Source organism: Streptomyces uncialis (assembly GCF_036250755.1).
GTDB classification, from domain to species: Bacteria; Actinomycetota; Actinomycetes; order Streptomycetales; family Streptomycetaceae; genus Streptomyces; species Streptomyces uncialis.
Map to the genome: position 1 here is coordinate 8,803,123 of NZ_CP109583.1, position 18,579 is coordinate 8,821,701.

General features: G+C 73.4%; 1 protein-coding gene. It reads right to left on the reverse strand.

Annotated features, from left to right (window positions below; translation table 11 throughout):
• Window positions 1–44: 44 nt before the first annotated feature.
• Window positions 45–18,383: an SDR family NAD(P)-dependent oxidoreductase gene (locus OG711_RS36840; protein ID WP_329563176.1), complete on the reverse strand. Its 18,339-nt coding sequence runs from the start codon at window positions 18,381–18,383 to the stop codon at window positions 45–47.
• Window positions 18,384–18,579: the final 196 nt, after the last annotated feature.

The window sequence follows — 18,579 nt, forward strand, 5'->3', positions numbered from 1 at the left end:
GTCGCTCTCCTTGGGTCTCCGGAGGTGCCGTGGAGCCACGCCGTTCAGTCGGCGCCACGGCCCAGCTCGCCGTCGATGAGGGCGAAGACCTCCTCGGCGGAAGCATCGGCGAGCCGGGAGCCCGCGTCGGCCTCCTGGTCCGCCTCCGCCGCCTCTGCCTCCGCTGCCGGGCCGAGCCGCGCGAGCAGCGCCCGCAGCCGTCCGGCGACCACGGGCCGCTCGACGGCCGCGGGCCCGGCGGCGGAGATCGCGGCTTCGAGCCCGTCCAGCCCCACCAGCACCGGGTCGGACTTCGGCCCGACCGGCCCTGCCCCGGCCAAGGCGGTGAGCAGGTACTCGGTGAGAGCCGTCGGGGAGGGATGGTCGAAGGCCAGGGTCGCGGGCAGCGCCAGTCCGGTCTCCGTCTTGAGCCGGTTCCGCAGGTCGAGCGAGGTCAGCGAGTCGAACCCCATCTCATGGAAGGCCTGCCCGGTCCGTACGGATCCCGGGTCGCCCCCGCCGAGGACTTCCGCGACCCGGTCCCGCACCAGCCGCAGGACGATCCGGCGCCGCTCGTCGTCACCGGCTCCCGCCAGTCGCAGCGCCAGCGAACCGGTCGGGACCGCCCCGCCGTTCGGGACCCCGGCCAGGTCGCGCAGCAGCGCCGGTACGGTGCCCCGCGCACGCAGCACCGGCAGATCCACAGGAGCGGCGACCAGCGTGGCGTGACCGGTGGCCAGCGCCGCGTCGAACAACGCCGTGCCCTCGATCGCCGGAAGCGGCCGGAACCCCTCGCGCGGCCCGGACTCCCGCCCGACGGGACGCCCTTGGCCGGTGCCGGAGCGTTCCGGGAGATCCCAGCCGCCCCAGGCGATGGCGAGCGCGGGCAGCCCGCACCCGGACCGATGGGCCGCCAGCGCGTCGAGATACGCGTTCGCCGCCGCCTGGTCCGCGCGTCCGGGCGCGCCCAGCGCACCGGCCGCGTCGGAGAACATGACGAACGCCGCCAGGTCCGCGCCCCGGGTCAGCTCGTGCAACTGCCAGGCGCCGTCGGCCTTGGGCCGCAGCACGGCGTCCAGACGGTCGGCATGGAGATGGCCGGTGTCGGGACGGTCGGCGCCGGGTGAGTCGACCACGTCGTCGTCGCGGAGGCCCGCCGCGTGGACGACCGCCGTCAGCGGATGTTCCGGCGGGATCGCGCCGAGCACCCCGGCGAGCGCGGCCCGATCGGCGACATCACAGGCCGCGAACATCGTCTCGGCGCCCAACTCCGTCAGCTCCAACGCCAGTTCCCGCGCGCCAGGGGCTGCCTCGCCCCGGCGGCCGAGGAGCAGCAGACGGCGCACCCCATGACGCACGGTCAGGTGACGCGCGAACAAGCTCCCCAGCGCGCCGGTGCCCCCGGTGATCAGTACGGTGCCGTTCGGGTCGAGCGCCCGTGCCGGTACGCGTACGCCCGTCGCGTCCACGGCGTCCACGGCGTCCGCCGGACGCAGCCGGGGCGCCAGGAGCCGTCCGCCACGCACCGCGATCGCGGGTTCGCCCGAGGCAAGGGCCCTGGTGAACAGCTCGATCGGCAGCTCACCAGGGCCGGTGCCGTCGGTGCTCCTGGCGCTCGCGGTGGCCTCTGAGCTCTCCAGGTCCACGAGGACGATACGGTCCGGGTGCTCCGTCTGGGCCGACCGCAGCAGCCCGAGGGCGGTCGCGGTCGGCAGGTCCACCGGGTCGCCGGGACCCGTCCGGGCGCCGCCGCTGGTCACCACCACGAGCCGGGCCGCAGCGAGCCGGTCGTCGGCCAGCCACTCCCGTACCAGGGCGAGCGCGCGATGAGCCGCTTCGTGGACGGCGCCGGGTGCGGTCACGGTCCCTGATGGCGCGGTCACGGCCTCGGACAGCCCGGTCACGGCTTCCGAGGGTGCGGTCACCGCCTCGGACGGTTCGGCCACGGCCTCGGACAGCGCGGTCACGGCCTCCGACGGTTCGGTGACGGGCCCCGGCGGTGCCCAGCGCGTCAGAACGGCGTCGGGCGGCGTGCCGGACCGGGCGGCGGCGAGATCCGCGAAGGTGTCGTGGTGCTCCAGACCATGGGCGCCGAACCCGGACCCGAGGACCGCCCACCGCACCGCCGCTCCGGGCGTCGCGTCGGTGACCGGTCGCCATCCGATCTGGAGGAGCCCATCGGCGTACGGCTGCGGGGCATCGGCGGAACCGGGCCCGCCGGGCGCTTCGGAAGCGGGGTCGGCGGTGATCCAGTAGCGCTCACGCTGGAAGGCGTACGTGGGCAGCCCGGTCCGGCGGGCGCCGCTCTCCCGGAAGAACGCGGGCCAGTCGACCGGCACACCGCGTGTGTGCAGTTCCGCCAGACCCGTCAGCAGAGCTTCGCTCTCCGGCCGGCCCGGTCGCAACAGCGGCAGGGCGACGCCAACGACGCCGACTCCGTCCCGCCCGTCGTCGTGTAGCTGTCCGTCCTCCGGCTCGTCCAGCGTCTGTGCGGCGAGCGCGGTGAGTACGCCTCCCGGGCCGACCTCGACGTAGTTGGCCACGCCCGCCCGGCCGAGCGCGCGCACCCCCTCGCCGAACCGGACCGGCTCACGGACGTGCCGGACCCAGTGGGCGGCGCTCATGAGGGCGCGGGCGTCGGCGGGTCCACCGGTGAGATGGGAGATCACCGGGGTGTGCGGGGCGTGATAGGTGAGACCTTCGCAGATCTCCCCGAACTCCTCCAGCATCCCGTCCACGCGCGCCGAGTGGAACGCGTGGGAGACCGTCAGCCGACGGGTCCGGCGGCCCAGCGCGGCCAGCCCGCCGGCCACCGCCAGCACGGCGTCCTCGTCGCCGGACACCACGACCGAGCGCGGCCCGTTCACCGCCGCGACCGAGACCCGGCCCGGCCACCGCGCCACGGACTGCGTCACCTCGTCCTCGGTGGCCTCCACCGCCACCATCGCCCCGCCCGGGGGCAGCGCCTCCATCAGCCGGGCACGGGCCGCCACCAGGACCGCCGCGTCCTGGAGGGAGAACACCCCGGCGACATGCGCCGCCGTCACCTCACCCACCGAGTGACCAGCCACGAAGTCGGGCCGTACACCCCACGATTCCATCAGCCGGGACAGCGCGACCTCGAAGGCGAACAGCGCCGGTTGGGTCAGGGCCGTCCGGTCCAGGAGGGGGCCTGTGGGGGAGTCGGCGGGCGCGAACATCACGTCTCGCAGGGGGTGTTCGAGTTCGCCGTCGAAGGCGGCGCAGATGGTGTCGAGGTGCTTGGCGAACAGTGGTACCCGCTGGTACAGCTCATGGCCCATCCCGTTCCGCTGGCTGCCCTGCCCGGGGAAGAGGAAGGCCGTTCCGCCTGTCGTGCGCACGCCCCGGACCACACCGGGCGCGGAGCCCCCGGCCGCGAGTCGGCCCAGCCCGGCCACCAGTTCCGCCCGGTCCGCGCCGACGACGACCGCCCGGTGCTCCAGCGCCGCCCGGCCGGTGGCCAGGGTGTACGCCACGTCCAACGGAGCCGGGCCGTCCGCCCCCGACACCGCCGCGTGCAGCCGACGCGCCTGTGCGGTCAGCCCCTCGGCCGAACCCGCCGAGACCACCCAGGGCAGTACGGGCAGGGCGGCTGAGGGCTTGGCCTCCGCCTCGGGTGGGGGTTCTTCGATGATGAGGTGGGCGTTGGTGCCGCTGATGCCGAAGGAGGAGACGGCGGCGCGTCGGGGTCGGCCGGTGTCGGGCCATGCTCGCTGCTCGGCGAGTAGTTCCGCTGTGCCGGTGGTCCAGTCGACGTGGGGGGTGGGGGTGGTGATGTGGAGGGTGCGGGGGAGTTGTCCGGCGTGGAGGGCTTGGACCATTTTGATGACGCCGCCGACGCCTGCGGCGGCTTGTGTGTGGCCGATGTTGGATTTGAGTGAGCCGATGTAGAGGGGTTCGTGTCCCGTGCGGTCTTGTCCGTAGGTGGCGAGGAGTGCTTGGGCTTCGATGGGGTCGCCGAGTCGGGTGCCGGTGCCGTGGGCTTCGACGGCGTCGATGTCGGCGGGGGTCAGACCGGCGTTGTGGAGTGCTTGGCGGATGACCCGTTCCTGGGCGGGGCCGTTGGGGGCGGTGAGTCCGTTGGAGGCGCCGTCCTGGTTGACGGCGCTGCCGCGTACCACCGCGAGGACCCGGTGGCCGAGCCGCCGGGCGTCGGAGAGCCGTTCCACCACCACCAGGCCCACGCCTTCCGACCAGCCGGTGCCGTCGGCGTCGGCGGCGAAGGAGCGGCATCGGCCGTCCACCGACAGCCCCCGCTGACGCGAGAATTCGATGAACGAGCGCGGTGTGGACATCACGGTGACGCCGCCCGCGAGGGCGAGGTCGCATTCGCCCTGGCGCAGGGCGTTGGCCGCGAGATGCATCGCCACCAGCGACGAGGAGCACGCGGTGTCCACCGTCACCGCCGGACCCTCCAGCCCATATGCGTACGCGACGCGCCCGGACGCGACACTGCCCGCGTTCCCGCTCGCGAAGTAGCCCTCCAGATCCGCTGGGATGGTCCGGAGCTGCGAGCCGTAGTCGTGGTACATGAGGCCGGTGTAGACGCCGGTGCGGGTGTGTTGGAGGTGGGTGGGGTTGATTCCGGCGTTTTCGAGGGTTTCCCAGGTGGTTTGGAGGAGGAGTCGTTGTTGGGGGTCGGTGGCGGTGGCTTCGCGGGGTGACATGGCGAAGTGGTGGGGGTCGAAGAGGTCGGCGTCGTGGAGGAATCCGCCGTGTCGGGTGTAGGTGGTGGTGGGGTGGTCGGGGTCGGGGTGGTGGAGGGTGTCGAGGTTCCAGTCTCGGTTGGTGGGGAAGGTGGTGATGCCTTCGTTTCCTTGGGTGACGAGGTTCCAGAGGTCGTCGGGTGAGGTGATGCCGCCGGGGTAGTGGCAGCCCATTCCGATGATGACGATCGGGTCGTCGTCGGCCACCACGACAGGGCTCGTGACGTCACGCTTCGCCACCTCACCCGACACCCGCTCCACCAGATGGGTGGTGAGCGCGTCCAGCGAGGGATGGTCGAAGACGAGCGTGACCGGCAGCGGGAGCCCGGTCGCCGCCGCGAGCCGGTTGCGGAGCTCCAGTGAGGTCAGTGAGTCGAAGCCCATTTCCTGGAGGGCGCGTTCCCCCGGCAGGGCGGACGGGTCAGCGTGTCCGAGCACGCCCGCGGCATGGGTGCGGACCACTTCGGCGACCGCTCTCCGCGCCTCCGCCGGGGACAGCCCCGCCTTCAGCGGGGACCCGCTCGCCGGGGAACCGCTCCGGACCCCGGCTCCCCGAGCGGGCCCGGTGGGCGCCAGCCCCCGCAGAAGCGGCGGCCACCCCTCCATGTCCCCCAGAGCCGCGGTGCTCAGCCTGGTCAGAGCGGTGACCGGGGCACCGCTCGCGACAGTCGCGTCGAACAGCTCCATGGCCTCGGCGGAGGCGACGGGCACCAGCCCCAGCCGGGCCAGCCGCCGGCGATCCGCCGCCGACAACTGCCCCGCCAGTGAGCCCGTCTCCTCCCACAGTCCCCAGGCCAGCGACGATCCCGCCAGTCCCCGCGCGTGACGGTCCGTCGCCAGCGCGTCCAGGAAGGCGTTCCCGGCGGCGTAGTTGGCCTGACCCGCCGTGCCCAGCAGACCGGCCACGGACGAATACAGCACGAAGGCGGCGAGGTCCAGGCCGGCCGTCAGCTCATGCAGATACCACGCCGCGTCCACCTTCGTCCGGAGCACCTTCTCCAGTTGTCCGGGGGTCATGGTGGCGATGGTGTGGTCGTCGAGGATGCCCGCGGTGTGGATGACGGCGGTGAGGGGGTGTTGGGCGGGGATGGCCGCGAGTGCCGTGGTGAGTGCGTCGCGGTCGGTGATGTCGCAGGCGGTGTAGGTGACTTCGGCTCCGGCTGCTTCGAGTGCGGTACGCAGTTCCGTGGCGCCTGGGGCGTTGGCGCCGCGTCGGCTCAGCAGGAGGAGTCGGCGTACGCCGTGGGTCGTGACGAGGTGGTGGGTGAGGACACGGGCGAGTGCTCCGGTGCCGCCGGTGATGAGTACGGTGCCCGCCGGGTCGAACGCGGGGGGCGTGGGTTCGCCGGGGGGCGCGGCCCGCGTCAGCCGTGGAACGAACAGCTCGCCGTTCCGTACGCCGAGTTGGGGCTCCGGCGAGCTCGGGACCGGGGCGTCCGGCTGGTCCAGGTCCACGAGGGCGAACCGGCCCGGGTGTTCCGTCTGCGCGGTACGGACCAGTCCCCAGACAGCCGACTCCGCGAGCCCCGGTACGTCCTCGCCGGGCCGGACGGCGACGGCCCGGGTGGTCACGAACACCAGCCGGGACCCCTCGAACCGCTCATCCGCCAAGAACCCCTGCACCAGCCGGAGCGCCCGGGCCGTCGTCACCGACACGGCCCGCCGGGTGTCGTCAGGCACATCCGCGACGGTCATCCGCACCACCACATCACCGCCGTCGGGCGGCGGCAGTTCGTCACCGACGGCCTCGGCCCGCGCACGGCCGTCCGGTGCCTGGCCGTTCTCCGACGGCCCGGCGGCGAGCGGCTTCCACACGACGGTGAACAGCCCGTCCCGTACGGAATCGGCGGCGGCGCGAACCGTGTCCCGGCTCACCGGACGCAGCTCCAGCGAATCCACCGACGCGACGAGCGCACCCGTCATGTCCGCCAGCGACACGGCGACACGCTGCGGACCGGTGGCCGTCAGACGCACCCGCAGTGCCGCCGGGCCCGCCGCGTCCACCTCGACACCGCTCCAGACGAACGGCAGCCTCGGCGGGGCCTGCGGGTCGACGACCCCCGGCAGCAAGGGGTGCAGCGCCGCGTCCAGCAGCGCGGGATGAACGACGAACCGGTCGGCGTCGGCCCGGAACCGCTCCTCCAGGGCCACCTCGGCGTAGACCGTGTCCCCGGCCCGCCAGACCCGGCGCAGCCCGGTGAACTCGCCCCCGTACCCGAATCCCGCCTCGGCCAGCCGCTCGTACACGCCGTCGAGATCCGCCTCGACCGCGCCTTCGGGCGGCCAGGGCTCCTGGCTGTCGGCGGTGGACGCCGTCTGCCCGGCGGTTGTCAGCCGTCCGCTCGCGTGAGCCGTCCACGCGCGTCCGGGGACCTCGTCGTCGGGCCGGGCATGGACGTCGATCGCCCGGCCACCGTCCTCGCCGGGTTCACCGACCACCAGCTGGACGCGTACGCCGCCGCTCTCCGGGAGCACCAGCGGGGCGGTGAGCGTCAGTTCCGAGACCCGGCGCAGCCCGACCTCGGCACCGGCGCGCAGAGCCAGCTCCAGCAGACCCGATCCGGGGAACAGCACGGCTCCATGGACCGAGTGACCGGCCAGCCAGGGGTGCGTCTCCAGCGAGATCCGGCCGGTGAAGATCCGGACGTCCCGGCCGGCGACGGTCAGCGCGGCCCCGAGGAGAGGGTGCTCCGCCGGCTCAAGGCCGAGCTCCCTGGCGTCAGCCGGTTCGGCGGCCGGGGCGGTGAGCCAGTAGCGATCGCGGCGGAACGCGTAGGTGGGCAGCGCGACCCGGCTCCCGCCGGGGAACACCGTGTCCGGGTCGAGGGCCGCGCCGCGCAGCCGGAGCAGCGCCAGCGCCGCAGTCACGCCGACGGGCTCGGGCCGTCCGGGCCGCAGCAGGGGCACCATCGCACCGGCCTCACGGGTCAGACACCCTGCGGCCATCGCGGTGAGGACACCGGACCCCAGCTCCAGATGGTCGGTGACGCCCGCCGACTCCGCGTACCGCATCCCGTCGTGGAAGCGCACGGGGCGGCGGATGTGCTCGGTCCAGTAGGCGGGTGAGGTGTGTTCCCCGGCGGCGGGTTCGCCGGTGATGTTGGAGACGACAGGGATACGCGGTTCATGGAAGGTGAGGCGCTCGGCCACGGACCGGAACTCCGCCAGGGTCCCGTCCATGTGCGCGGAGTGGAAGGCATGGCTGACCGTCAGCCGCTTGGCCCGGCGACCCCGGGAACGCCATATCCGTACGACCTCCCCGACGGTCTCCGCGTCGCCGGAGACGACCGTGGCCCGTGGCCCGTTGACGGCGGCGATCGAGACCGGGGCCGGTTCGCCGTAGCCCGCCAGGGTCTGTCGCAGCTCGTCCTCCGAGACCTGGAGGGCGGCCATCGCCCCGTCGTCACGGGCGGCCCGCATGAGGCGGCCCCGCGCGGCGACGAGAGCGCACGCGTCCTGGAGGGAGAACACCCCGGCGGCATGGGCGGCGGCGATCTCCCCGAGGGAGTGGCCGAGCAGTAGATCGGGGGCCGGACCGTGGTGCTCGACCAGTCGGAACAACGCCACTTCGAGGGCGAACAGCGCGGCTTGGGTGAAGTCGGTCCGGTCCAGGAGGAGTGCGGCGGCGGAGTCGGCGGGCGCGAACATCACGTCCCGCAGGGGGTGTTCGAGTTCGTCGTCGAAGGCGGCGCAGACGGTGTCGAGGTGCTTGGCGAACAGTGGTACCCGCTGGTACAGCTCATGGCCCATCCCGGGCCGCTGACTGCCCTGCCCGGGAAAGAGGAACACCGTTCTGCCCCGGGCCGTCGCGCTGTCGTCGCGTACCACCCGCTCGTCGTCCTCACCCCGGGCGAGCGCGTCCAGCCCGGCCAGCAGCCCGTCCCGGTCCGCGCCGACGACAGCGGCCCGTTCCTTGAGCGTGGCGCGGGTGGTCGCCAGCGACCATCCGATGTCCACCAGCGAGGGTTCCGGCTCCTTGACGAGATGGGCGTGCAGCCGGGCGGCCTGGGCGCGGACTCCGGTCCCGTCGTCGGCGGAGAGGAAGAAGGGGAGGGCGGCGACGGGCGCCGGTGCGGTGATCACGGGTCCGGGTGGGGGTTCTTCGATGATGAGGTGGGCGTTGGTGCCGCTGATGCCGAAGGAGGAGACGGCGGCGCGTCGGGGTCGGCCGGTGTCGGGCCATGCTCGCTGCTCGGCGAGCAGTTCCGCTGTGCCGGTGGTCCAGTCGACGTGGGGGGTGGGGGTGGTGATGTGGAGGGTGCGGGGGAGTTGTCCGGCGTGGAGGGCTTGGACCATTTTGATGACGCCGCCGACGCCTGCGGCGGCTTGGGTGTGGCCGATGTTGGATTTGAGGGAGCCGATGTAGAGGGGTTGGCGGTCGGCGCGGTCTTGTCCGTAGGTGGCGAGGAGGGCTTGGGCTTCGATGGGGTCGCCGAGTCGGGTGCCGGTGCCGTGGGCTTCGACGGCGTCGATGTCGGCGGGGGTGAGGTTGGCGTTGTGGAGTGCTTGGCGGATGACGCGTTCCTGGGCGGGGCCGTTGGGGGCGGTGAGGCCGTTGGAGGCGCCGTCCTGGTTGACGGCGCTGCCGCGGATCACGGCGAGCACCCGGTGTCCGTCGCGGCGTGCGTCGGAGAGGCGTGCGAGGAGGACGAGCCCGATGCCCTCCGACCAGCCGGTGCCGTCGGCGTCGGCGGCGAAGGAGCGGCATCGGCCGTCCACCGACAACCCGCGCTGACGTGAGAACTCCACAAAGGTGTCGGGACTGCTCATCACGGTGACGCCGCCCGCGAGGGCGAGGTCGCATTCGCCCTGGCGCAGGGCGTTGGCGGCGAGGTGCATCGCCACCAGCGAAGAGGAGCACGCGGTGTCGAGCGTCACCGCCGGACCCTCCAGCCCGTACGCGTAGGCCAGCCGCCCGGACGCCACGCTGGAGAGGTTCCCCGCCAGCAGAAAGCCCTCGAACTCGGCCGGACGCCTCGGCAGACGAGTCGCGTAGTCGTGGTACATGAGGCCGGTGTAGACGCCGGTGCGGGTGTGTTGGAGGTGGGTGGGGTTGATTCCGGCGTTTTCGAGGGTTTCCCAGGTGGTTTGGAGGAGGAGTCGTTGTTGGGGGTCGGTGGCGGTGGCTTCGCGGGGTGACATGGCGAAGTGGTGGGGGTCGAAGAGGTCGGCGTCGTGGAGGAATCCGCCGTGTCGGGTGTAGGTGGTGGTGGGGTGGTCGGGGTCGGGGTGGTGGAGGGTGTCGAGGTTCCAGTCTCGGTTGGTGGGGAAGGTGGTGATGCCTTCGTTTCCTTGGGTGACGAGGTTCCAGAGGTCGTCGGGTGAGGTGATGCCGCCGGGGTAGTGGCAGCCCATTCCGATGATGACGATCGGGTCGTCGTCGGCCACCACGACAGGGCTCGTGACGTCACGCTTCGCCACCTCACCCGACACCCGCTCCAGCACATGCCGTGCCAGCGCGACCGGCGAGGGATGGTCGAAGACGGTGGTGGGGGAGAGCCTCAGCCCGGTGAGGGCGCTCACCCGGTTGCGGAGTTCGACGCCCGCGAGGGAGTCCACCCCGATCTCGTGGAAGGCCCGGGAGGCATCGATGCCGCCGGCGTCGGGATGCCCGAGCACCGAGGCCGCCAGGGCCCGGATCTCGTCCGCCGCCGCGGCGAGCCGTTCGTGCTCCGGCAGTTGGGCCACCCGCCGCGCCCAGCCGGAGTCCGTCCCGTCCGGCTCCCCGGCCGACCGGGACGCGGTCCGGCGCTCGACCCGGCTCCGGGCCGGTCCGCGGAGCATCGGACCGGCCGTGCCGTCGATGGCCGCCGGATCGAGCAGCGCGGGCACGGTGAGTGCGTGGTCTCCCGCGAGCGAGGCGTCGAACAGCTTTAGGGCGAGTTCGCCGGGCAACGGCTGGAAGCCCGCACGCGTCCACCGGGCGAGGCCCGCGGCGTCGAGCGAACCGCCCATCCCCCGCTCGTCGTCCCAAAGACCCCAGGCGAGCGAGAGCGCGGGCAGCCCGCGCGCCCGGCGGTGTGCGGCGAGGGCGTCGAGAAAGGTGTTGGCGGCGGCGTAGTTGGCCTGCCCGGCTGTGCCGACGAGGCCGGAGACGGAGGAGAAGAGGACGAAGGCGGCGAGGTCCAGGCCTGCCGTCAGTTCGTGCAGATGCCAGGCCGCGTCCGCCTTGGGGCTCATGACCCGGGCCAGTCGTCCGGGGTTCATGGTGGCGATGGTGTGGTCGTCGAGGATGCCAGCGGTGTGGATGACGGCGGTGAGGGGGTGTTGTGCGGGCACGTGTGCGAGTGCGGTGGTGAGTGCGTCGCGGTCGGTGATGTCGCAGGCGGTGAAGGTGACTTCGGCTCCGGCTGCTTCGAGTGCGGTGCGCAGTTCGGTGGCGCCGGGGGCGGTGGCGCCCCGTCGGCTCAGCAAAAGGAGTCGGCGTACGCCGTGAGCGGTGACGAGGTGCTGTGCCAGGGCGCTGGCGAGTGCTCCGGTGCCGCCGGTGATGAGTACGGTGCCCGCCGGGTCGAACGTGGGGGGCGTGGGTTCGCCCAAGGTGGCCCGCGCCAGTTGTGGGGCAAGCAACTCGCCCTCCCGCACTGCCAGTTGCGGCGCGCCCGACGCGATGGCCGTGCCCAGCGGACCGCCGTTCCCCGGTCCGGGCAACTCAGTGATGCCCACGTCCAGGTCCACGAGGGCGAACCGGTCCGGGTGTTCCGTCTGTGCGGCGCGGACCAGTCCCCAGACCGCCGATTCCGCGAGCCCCGGTACGTCCTCGCCGGGCCGGACGGCGACGGCCCCTGTGGTCACGAACACCAGCCGGGACCCCTCGAACCGCTCATCCGCCAAGAACCCCTGGAGCAAGGCCAGCGCCCGGGAGGGCGCGGCCGAGGCCTCGGCGGCCGTCCCCCCGCCGAACCGGACCACCACATCGCCGTGCCCCGGATCGGGCAGCTCGCCGGTGTCCGCGATCCCGGTCCAGCGCGCCGTGTCCGTGCCGGGGCCGTCGATCCGCCGCCACTCCACGCCGAACAGCGCGTCGGCCGCCGTACTGGCCGGGCCGCGCAGGGCGTCCTTGGCCAGCGGCCGCAGGACCAGCGATTCGACCGTGGCCACCGGCAGGCCGCCGCCGTCCAGGAGCGTGAGCCGGTACGCGCCGGGTGCGGCCGGTGAGATCCGGGCGCGCAGTTCGGTGGCACCCGTGGCGTGGACGGTGACGCCGCTCCAGGCGAAGGGCAGCGCGACGGTACCGGTCGCGCCCGGACCTGCGGCGGCCAGTACGAGGGGGTGGAGCACGGCGTCCAACAGCGCGGGGTGGACGGCGTACCCGCCGGAGGCCGCGTCCGGCTCCCCGGGCAGCCGCACTTCCGCGCAGAGATCGTCGCCGCACCGCCACAGGGCGCGCAGGCCCTGGAAAGCGGGGCCGTAGGAATGGCCCAGGGCGTCGAGGCGCGGATAGACGTCGTCGAGTGAGACGGCGACCGCGCCCGGTGGCGGCCATTCCGCGGTCCCGGGCGGCTCGGGGACGGCCGCCGGTGCGCCGCCGAGCAGACCGGAGGCGTGCCGGGTCCAGGTCCGCCGGTCCTCCTCGCCGGTGTCGGGGGCGGCGTGCACGGTGAAGGGCCGGTCGCCCCGGCCGTCCCGCGCGGCCACCACGATCTGGACCCGTACCGCCTGGGAACCGGTCAGCGGGAGCGGGGTCTCCAGGGTGAGTTCCGTGACCTGTCCGGCACCGCTGCGGTCACCCGCGGCCACGGCCAGTTCGAGGAAGGCCGTGGCGGGTACGAGGATCGAACCGGCGATCGTGTGATCGGCCAGCCAGGGGTGACTGTCGAGGGAGAGACGGCTGGTCAGCACGGTCTCGTCGCGGTCCGCGAGTTCCATGGCCGTGGAGATCAGCGGATGCCGCGACGTATCGAGACCGAGACTCCGGGCGTCGCCGCGCGGTTCGGGGAGCAGCCAGTACCGCTGGCGCTGGAAGGCATAGGTCGGCAGGTCGACCCGGCGAGCGCCGGGGAAGAAGGGGGCCATGTCCGTGACGGCGCCCGCCACATGGCAGCGCCCGAGTGCGGTGACGAAGGCCTCGGCCTCCGGGCGGCCCTCCCGCTGGAGCGGGATGACCGTCACTCCGCCGGCCTCGCCCAGCGACCGCTCCGCCAGGGCGGCGAGCGCGGTGTCGGGCCCGACCTCCAGCAGGATGCCGGCACCCCGGGCCTCCAGGGTCCGTACGGCGTCCAGGAAGCGGACGGGCTCGCGGACCTGGCGTACCCAGTAGTCGGGGGACGCCAGGGAGTCGGCGTCGGCCTGCTCGCCGGTGAGGGTGGAGACGAACGCGGTCCGGGGCGGCCGGGGGCTGAGGCTCCCGACCACCGAACGGAACTCGTCCAGCGCCCCGTCCATGTGCGGTGAGTGGAAGGCGTGACTCACGCGCAGCACCCGGGTACGGCGTCCGCGTGCCGCGAGGACCGCTGCGACGGCCGTGGTGTCCTCGGCGTCGCCGGAGATCACCACGGCGTCGGGGGCGTTGACGGCGGCGACCGTGACCGTCCGTTCGAGGCCCGCCAGCGCCGCACGTGTCTCCGCCTCCGTCGCCTCGACGGCGATCATGACGCCACCGGGAGGGGACGCCTGCATCAGCCTGCCCCGGGCGGCGACCAAACGCGCCGCGTCGGCCAGCGACCACACGTCCGCGATATGAGCGGCGGCCAGTTCGCCGACGGAGTGACCGGCGACGAAGTCCGGTGCGAGCTCGTGGTGTTCCAGGAGCCGCGCGAGCGCGACCTCGAAGGCGAAGAGCGCGGGCTGCGCGTACTCGGTCGTATGGATCGCGGCGTCGGCCCCGGCCGTGTCCAGCACCGTGCGCAGCGGACGGTCGAGATGGGGGCCGAGCGCGGCGCACACGGCGTCGAAGGCGGCCGCGTAGACGGGGTACGTCCCGTACAGCTCCTTGCCCATGCCCGGTCGCTGGGAGCCCTGCCCGGTGAAGAGGAACGCGGTGGCGGTGCGGTCGGCGGCGGTGCCGTGGACGAGACGGGGGGAGTCCTCGCCGCGGATCAGGGCGTCCAGCCCGGAGAGCAGGTCGACGGCCTCGACCCCGGTGACGACGGCGCGTTCCTCGAAGGCGGTACGGGTGGTGGCCAGGGAGTGCCCGATGTCGGCCGGGCTCGGTCCCGGGTCACGCAGCAGCCGCTCGCGCAGCCGGACGGCCTGGGCGCGCAGCGCCGCGTCCGTGCGGCCGGAGACCACCCAGGGCACGAGGGCGGGCGCGGTGCTCGCCGCGACGGGGACCGGGGTCTCGGGTGGGGGTTCTTCGATGATGAGGTGGGCGTTGGTGCCGCTGATGCCGAAGGAGGAGACGGCGGCGCGTCGGGGTCGGCCGGTGTGGGGCCATGCTCGCTGCTCGGCGAGTAGTTCCGCTGTGCCGGTGGTCCAGTCGACGTGGGGGGTGGGGGTGGTGATGTGGAGGGTGCGGGGGAGTACTCCGGTGCGCAGGGCTTGGACCATTTTGATGACGCCGCCGACACCTGCGGCTGCCTGCGCGTGGCCGATGTTCGACTTGAGGGAGCCGATGTAGACGGGTTCGCGGTCTGCCCTGTCACTCCCGTAGGTGGCGAGCAGAGCATCTGCTTCGATGGGGTCGCCGAGTCGGGTGCCGGTGCCGTGGGCCTCGACGGCGTCGATGTCGGCGGGTGCGAGACGGGCGTCGGCCAGCGCCTGGCGGATGACCCGTTCCTGGGCGGGGCCGTTGGGGGCGGTGAGTCCGTTGGACGCGCCGTCCTGGTTCACCGCGCTGCCCCGGATCACGGCGAGCACCCGGTGGCCGTCGCGTCGCGCGTCGGAGAGCCGTTGGACGAGGAGGAGGCCCGCCCCTTCCGCCCACGAGGTGCCGTCGGCGTCCGCGGAGAACGACTTGCTGCGGCCGTCGGCGGCGAGCCCGCCCTGCCGGGAGAACTCCAGGAACATACCGGGCGTCGACATGACGGCCGCGCCGCCCGCGAGCGCCATCGTGGACTCCCCGGAACGCAGTGAGCGCACCGCCAGATGCAGCGCCACCAGCGACGACGAACAGGCCGTGTCGACGGTGACGGCGGGGCCGAGCAGACCGAGCTGGTAGGCGAGACGGCCGGACGCGACGCTCGACGTGGTGCCGGTGAGCACATGTCCCTCGGCCCCGCCGTCCGTCTCGTGCATCCGGGGGCCGTAGTCGAGCGCGGTGGCCCCGACGAAGACCGACGTGCGGGTGCCGCTCAGGGCGCGGGGGTCGATGCCCGCCCGTTCCACCGCCTCCCAGGCGGTTTCGAGGAGCAGCCGCTGCTGCGGGTCCATGGCGAGGGCCTCGCGGGGCGAGATACCGAAGAACGCCGCGTCGAACGCCCCCGCGTCGTGCAGGAATCCGCCGCTGCCCACGACGCTGCGTCCGGGCCGGCCGTCACCGGGGACGTGCAGGTCCTCCGCCCAGCCCCGGTCGGCGGGGAAGTCCGAGACGGCGTCCACACCGTCGGCGACCAGTCGCCACAGCTCTTCGGGGGAGACGGCCCCGCCCGGGTAGCGGCAGGCCATGCCGATGACGGCGACCGCGTCGTCGTCACCGGCCGATGTGGCGGTCCTCCGCGCCGAGCCGTCCCCCGCCGGGTACGCCGAGCCGTCCCCCACCGGGTACGGCGCTCCGACCGGCGGCGGGTCGGTGCGCTCCCCGGCGGTCTGTCCGGCGAGCCGCTCGGCGAGATGGGCGATCAACTCGGCGGGCGTGGGACGGTCGTAGAGCAGTCCGGTCGGCAGCCGCAGTCCCGTGGCGTCCGACAGCGCCGAACGCAGCTCCACCGCGGTCAGCGAGTCGAACCCCAGCTCCCCGAAGGTGCGGTGGTGCTCGACGCGCCGCTGGTCGGCGTGGCCGAGGACCGCCGCGATATGGGCGCTCACCAGATCGGTGACCGCCCGAGCGCCCCGGCCGGGAACCGGGTCCGCCTCAAACGGCTCAAGCCCCTGAGATACCTCAGGTACGGCGGCTACCTCCGGCGCGGCGGGTACCTCAAGGGCGCCAGATACCTCAAGCGCCTGAGACACCTCAGGCGTCGCACCCGGCGCTGGAGTCACCCGGCGCGCGGAGTCGAACCAGTGCCGTTCGCGCTGGAAGGCGTAGGTGGGAAGAGGCGTGCGGCGGGCGTCCGTACCGGCGTACGCGGCGGCCCAGTCCACCGCCGCGCCGCGTGTGAACACCGTGGCGAGGGCGGTCGTCAGGGTGAGGGCCTCGGGGCGGTCCGCGCGCAGGGCCGTGACCGGGAGGAGCGCCCCGGGGTCGCGTACCGAGGTGGCGACCATCGGCGAGCACACTCCGTCGGGGCCCAGTTCGAGACAGGTGGTGACACCCGCCTCCTCCAGCGCCCGTACGGCGTCCAGGAAACGCACGGGTCGCCGCACCTGTTCGACCCAGTAGCCGGGGGAGGACATCTCGCCGTCGCGCACCGGCCGGCCGGTGACCGTGGAGACGAGGTCCATGGCCGCCGGGTGGAAGCGCAGGGTTTCCACGGCGGCCCGGAAACCGTCGAGCATCGGCTCCATCAGCGGGGAGTGGAAGGCATGGGAGACCCGCAGCCGCCGCGTCCGTACGCCCGCCGAGGCGAGCCCGGCGGCGACGGTCTCCGTGGCCGCCCGCTCACCGGACAGGACGACGGCCTCGGGGCCGTTGACGGCGGCGACCGCGACCCGGTCCGCGTACTCGACCAGCAGGGGCAGCACCTGTTCCTCGGCCGCCGCCACCGCGATCATGACGCCGCCCGTGGGCAGCGCGCCCATCAACCGGGCCCGCGCCGCGACGAGCGCCGCGGCGTCCGGGAGGGTGAGCACCCCCGCGACATGGGCGGCGGTGATCTCGCCGACGGAGTGTCCGGTGAGCAGTGCGGGCCGGACGCCCCAGGACTCCACCAGGCGGTACAGCGCGACCTCCACCGCGAACAGCGCGGGCTGGGCGAAACGCGTGTCGTCGAGCCCGGCGCCGGAGTCGACGACCTCACCGAGGGAGCGCCCCAGCAGCGGATCGAGGTGCGCGACGACCTGGTCGAAGGTCTCCGCGTACACCGGATACGCCGCGTACAGCTCCCGCCCCATGGCCGTGCGCTGGCTGCCCTGGCCACTGAACACGACAGCGAGCCGCCCGGGCCGGGCGACCCCGCGGACCACCTCGGGCGACGGCGTACCGGAGGCCAGCGCGCCGACTCCGCGCAGCAGCCGGTCCCGGACGGCCGCGCTGTCCTCCCCCGTCTCGGTGAGGACGACCGCGCGATGCTCGAAGGTCTCCCGGCCGGTGGCCAGCGACCAGCCGATGTCCACCGGGTCCGGGCCGTCCGGACCCGTACGCACGGCGTGGCCCAGCCGCTCCGCCTGGGCCCGCAGAGCACCGTCGCCGTGCCCGGACAGCACCCAGGGCAGTACGGGCGGCGGTACGGCGTCCCCGGCACGGGCCGCGGGCGGTGTACCCGCGCCCAGCGCCACATGGCAGTTGGTGCCCCCCATACCGAAGGAGCTGACCCCGGCCGTGAGGAGCCGGTCCGGGCGCGGCCACGGCGTCCTGGCGCGCTGTACGGCCAGGCCGAGTTCACCGAACGGGATGGCGGGGTGGGGCGTCTCGAAGTTGCGGCTGGGCGGCAGCTCCCGGTGGTGGAGGCTGAGCAGTGCCTTCAGCAGCCCGACGAGACCCGAAGCGCCCCCCAGATGACCGACGTTGGTCTTGGCCGAGCCGATCCGCAGCGGCTCGCCGTCCGGCCGTCCGGCGCCGAGTACCGCGCCGAGCGCCGCCGCCTCGACGGGGTCACCGACCGGGGTACCCGTACCGTGCGCCTCGACGTACTGCACATCGCGCGGATCGAGCCCGGCGCGCCGGTACGCCTCGCTGATCACGCTCTCCTGGGCGGTCCGGCTGGGCACGGTCAGCCCCGGGGTGGTGCCGTCGCTGTTGACCGCGCTGCCGTGGACGACACCGTAGACGCGGTCCCCGTCGGCCAGTGCCCGCTCCAGCGGCTTGAGGAGCACGGCGACGCCGCCCTCGCCGGGCACGAAGCCGTTGGCGCGGGCGTCGAACGCGTAGCACTCGCCGTCCGGTGAGAGCCCGCCGAATCGTTCCTCGGTGACGGAGTGCTCGGCCAGGACGCTCACGCTCACCCCGGCGGCGATCGCGGTGTCCGTCTCACCGGACCGCAGGCTCTCGCAGGCGAGATGGAACGCGACGAGGGAGGAGGACTGCGCGGTGTCGACGGTGAGGCTCGGGCCGCGCAGATCGAAGTGGTAGGAGACCCGGTTGGCGATGACACCGCGGTTGAGGCCGGTCATGGTGTGGTGGGTGATGGCGTCGGTGCCGTGCTGGTAGAGCAGACTCGCGTAGTCGTCGCGCGAGGCGCCGACGAACACCGCGGTACCGCTGCCGCGCAGCGTGGCGGGGGCGGTACCGGCGTCCTCGCAGGCCTCCCAGGCGAGTTCGAGGACGAGCCGCTGCTGCGGGTCCATGGCCGCCGCCTCGCGCGGCGATATGCCGAAGAAGCCGGGATCGAACTCGTCGGTGGCGGCGAGCGATCCGCGCCGTCGGCCGTCCGGCCCGTCCGAGACGCCGCTTCCACCGGTGCTCAGCATGTCCCAGAAGGCCCCGGGGTCGCCGGCCCCGGGAAGTCGGCAGGACAGCCCAATGACGGCGATCTTCTTCATGGCCGAGCGATTCCCCTCATGACCACCGGCGGCGGCCGCTAGATATCCGGGAGTGCGGAACCATTTGTACTCCGGCCGACTCGAATACCGGTAAGGGGGCGGTAATCGGAACAGTTCGGAAGTCCATTGATCTTTTCGTTGACGGGAGATGAGCCGTTACGGACGGCGGTCGGATACCTTCGAGCGTGCCCGGCCG

What these genes read in the sequence shown, in the direction of transcription:
- OG711_RS36840 (WP_329563176.1), bottom strand. Translation starts at nt 18,383, where the DNA reads ATGAAGAAGATCGCCGTCATTGGGCTGTCCTGCCGACTTCCCGGGGCC.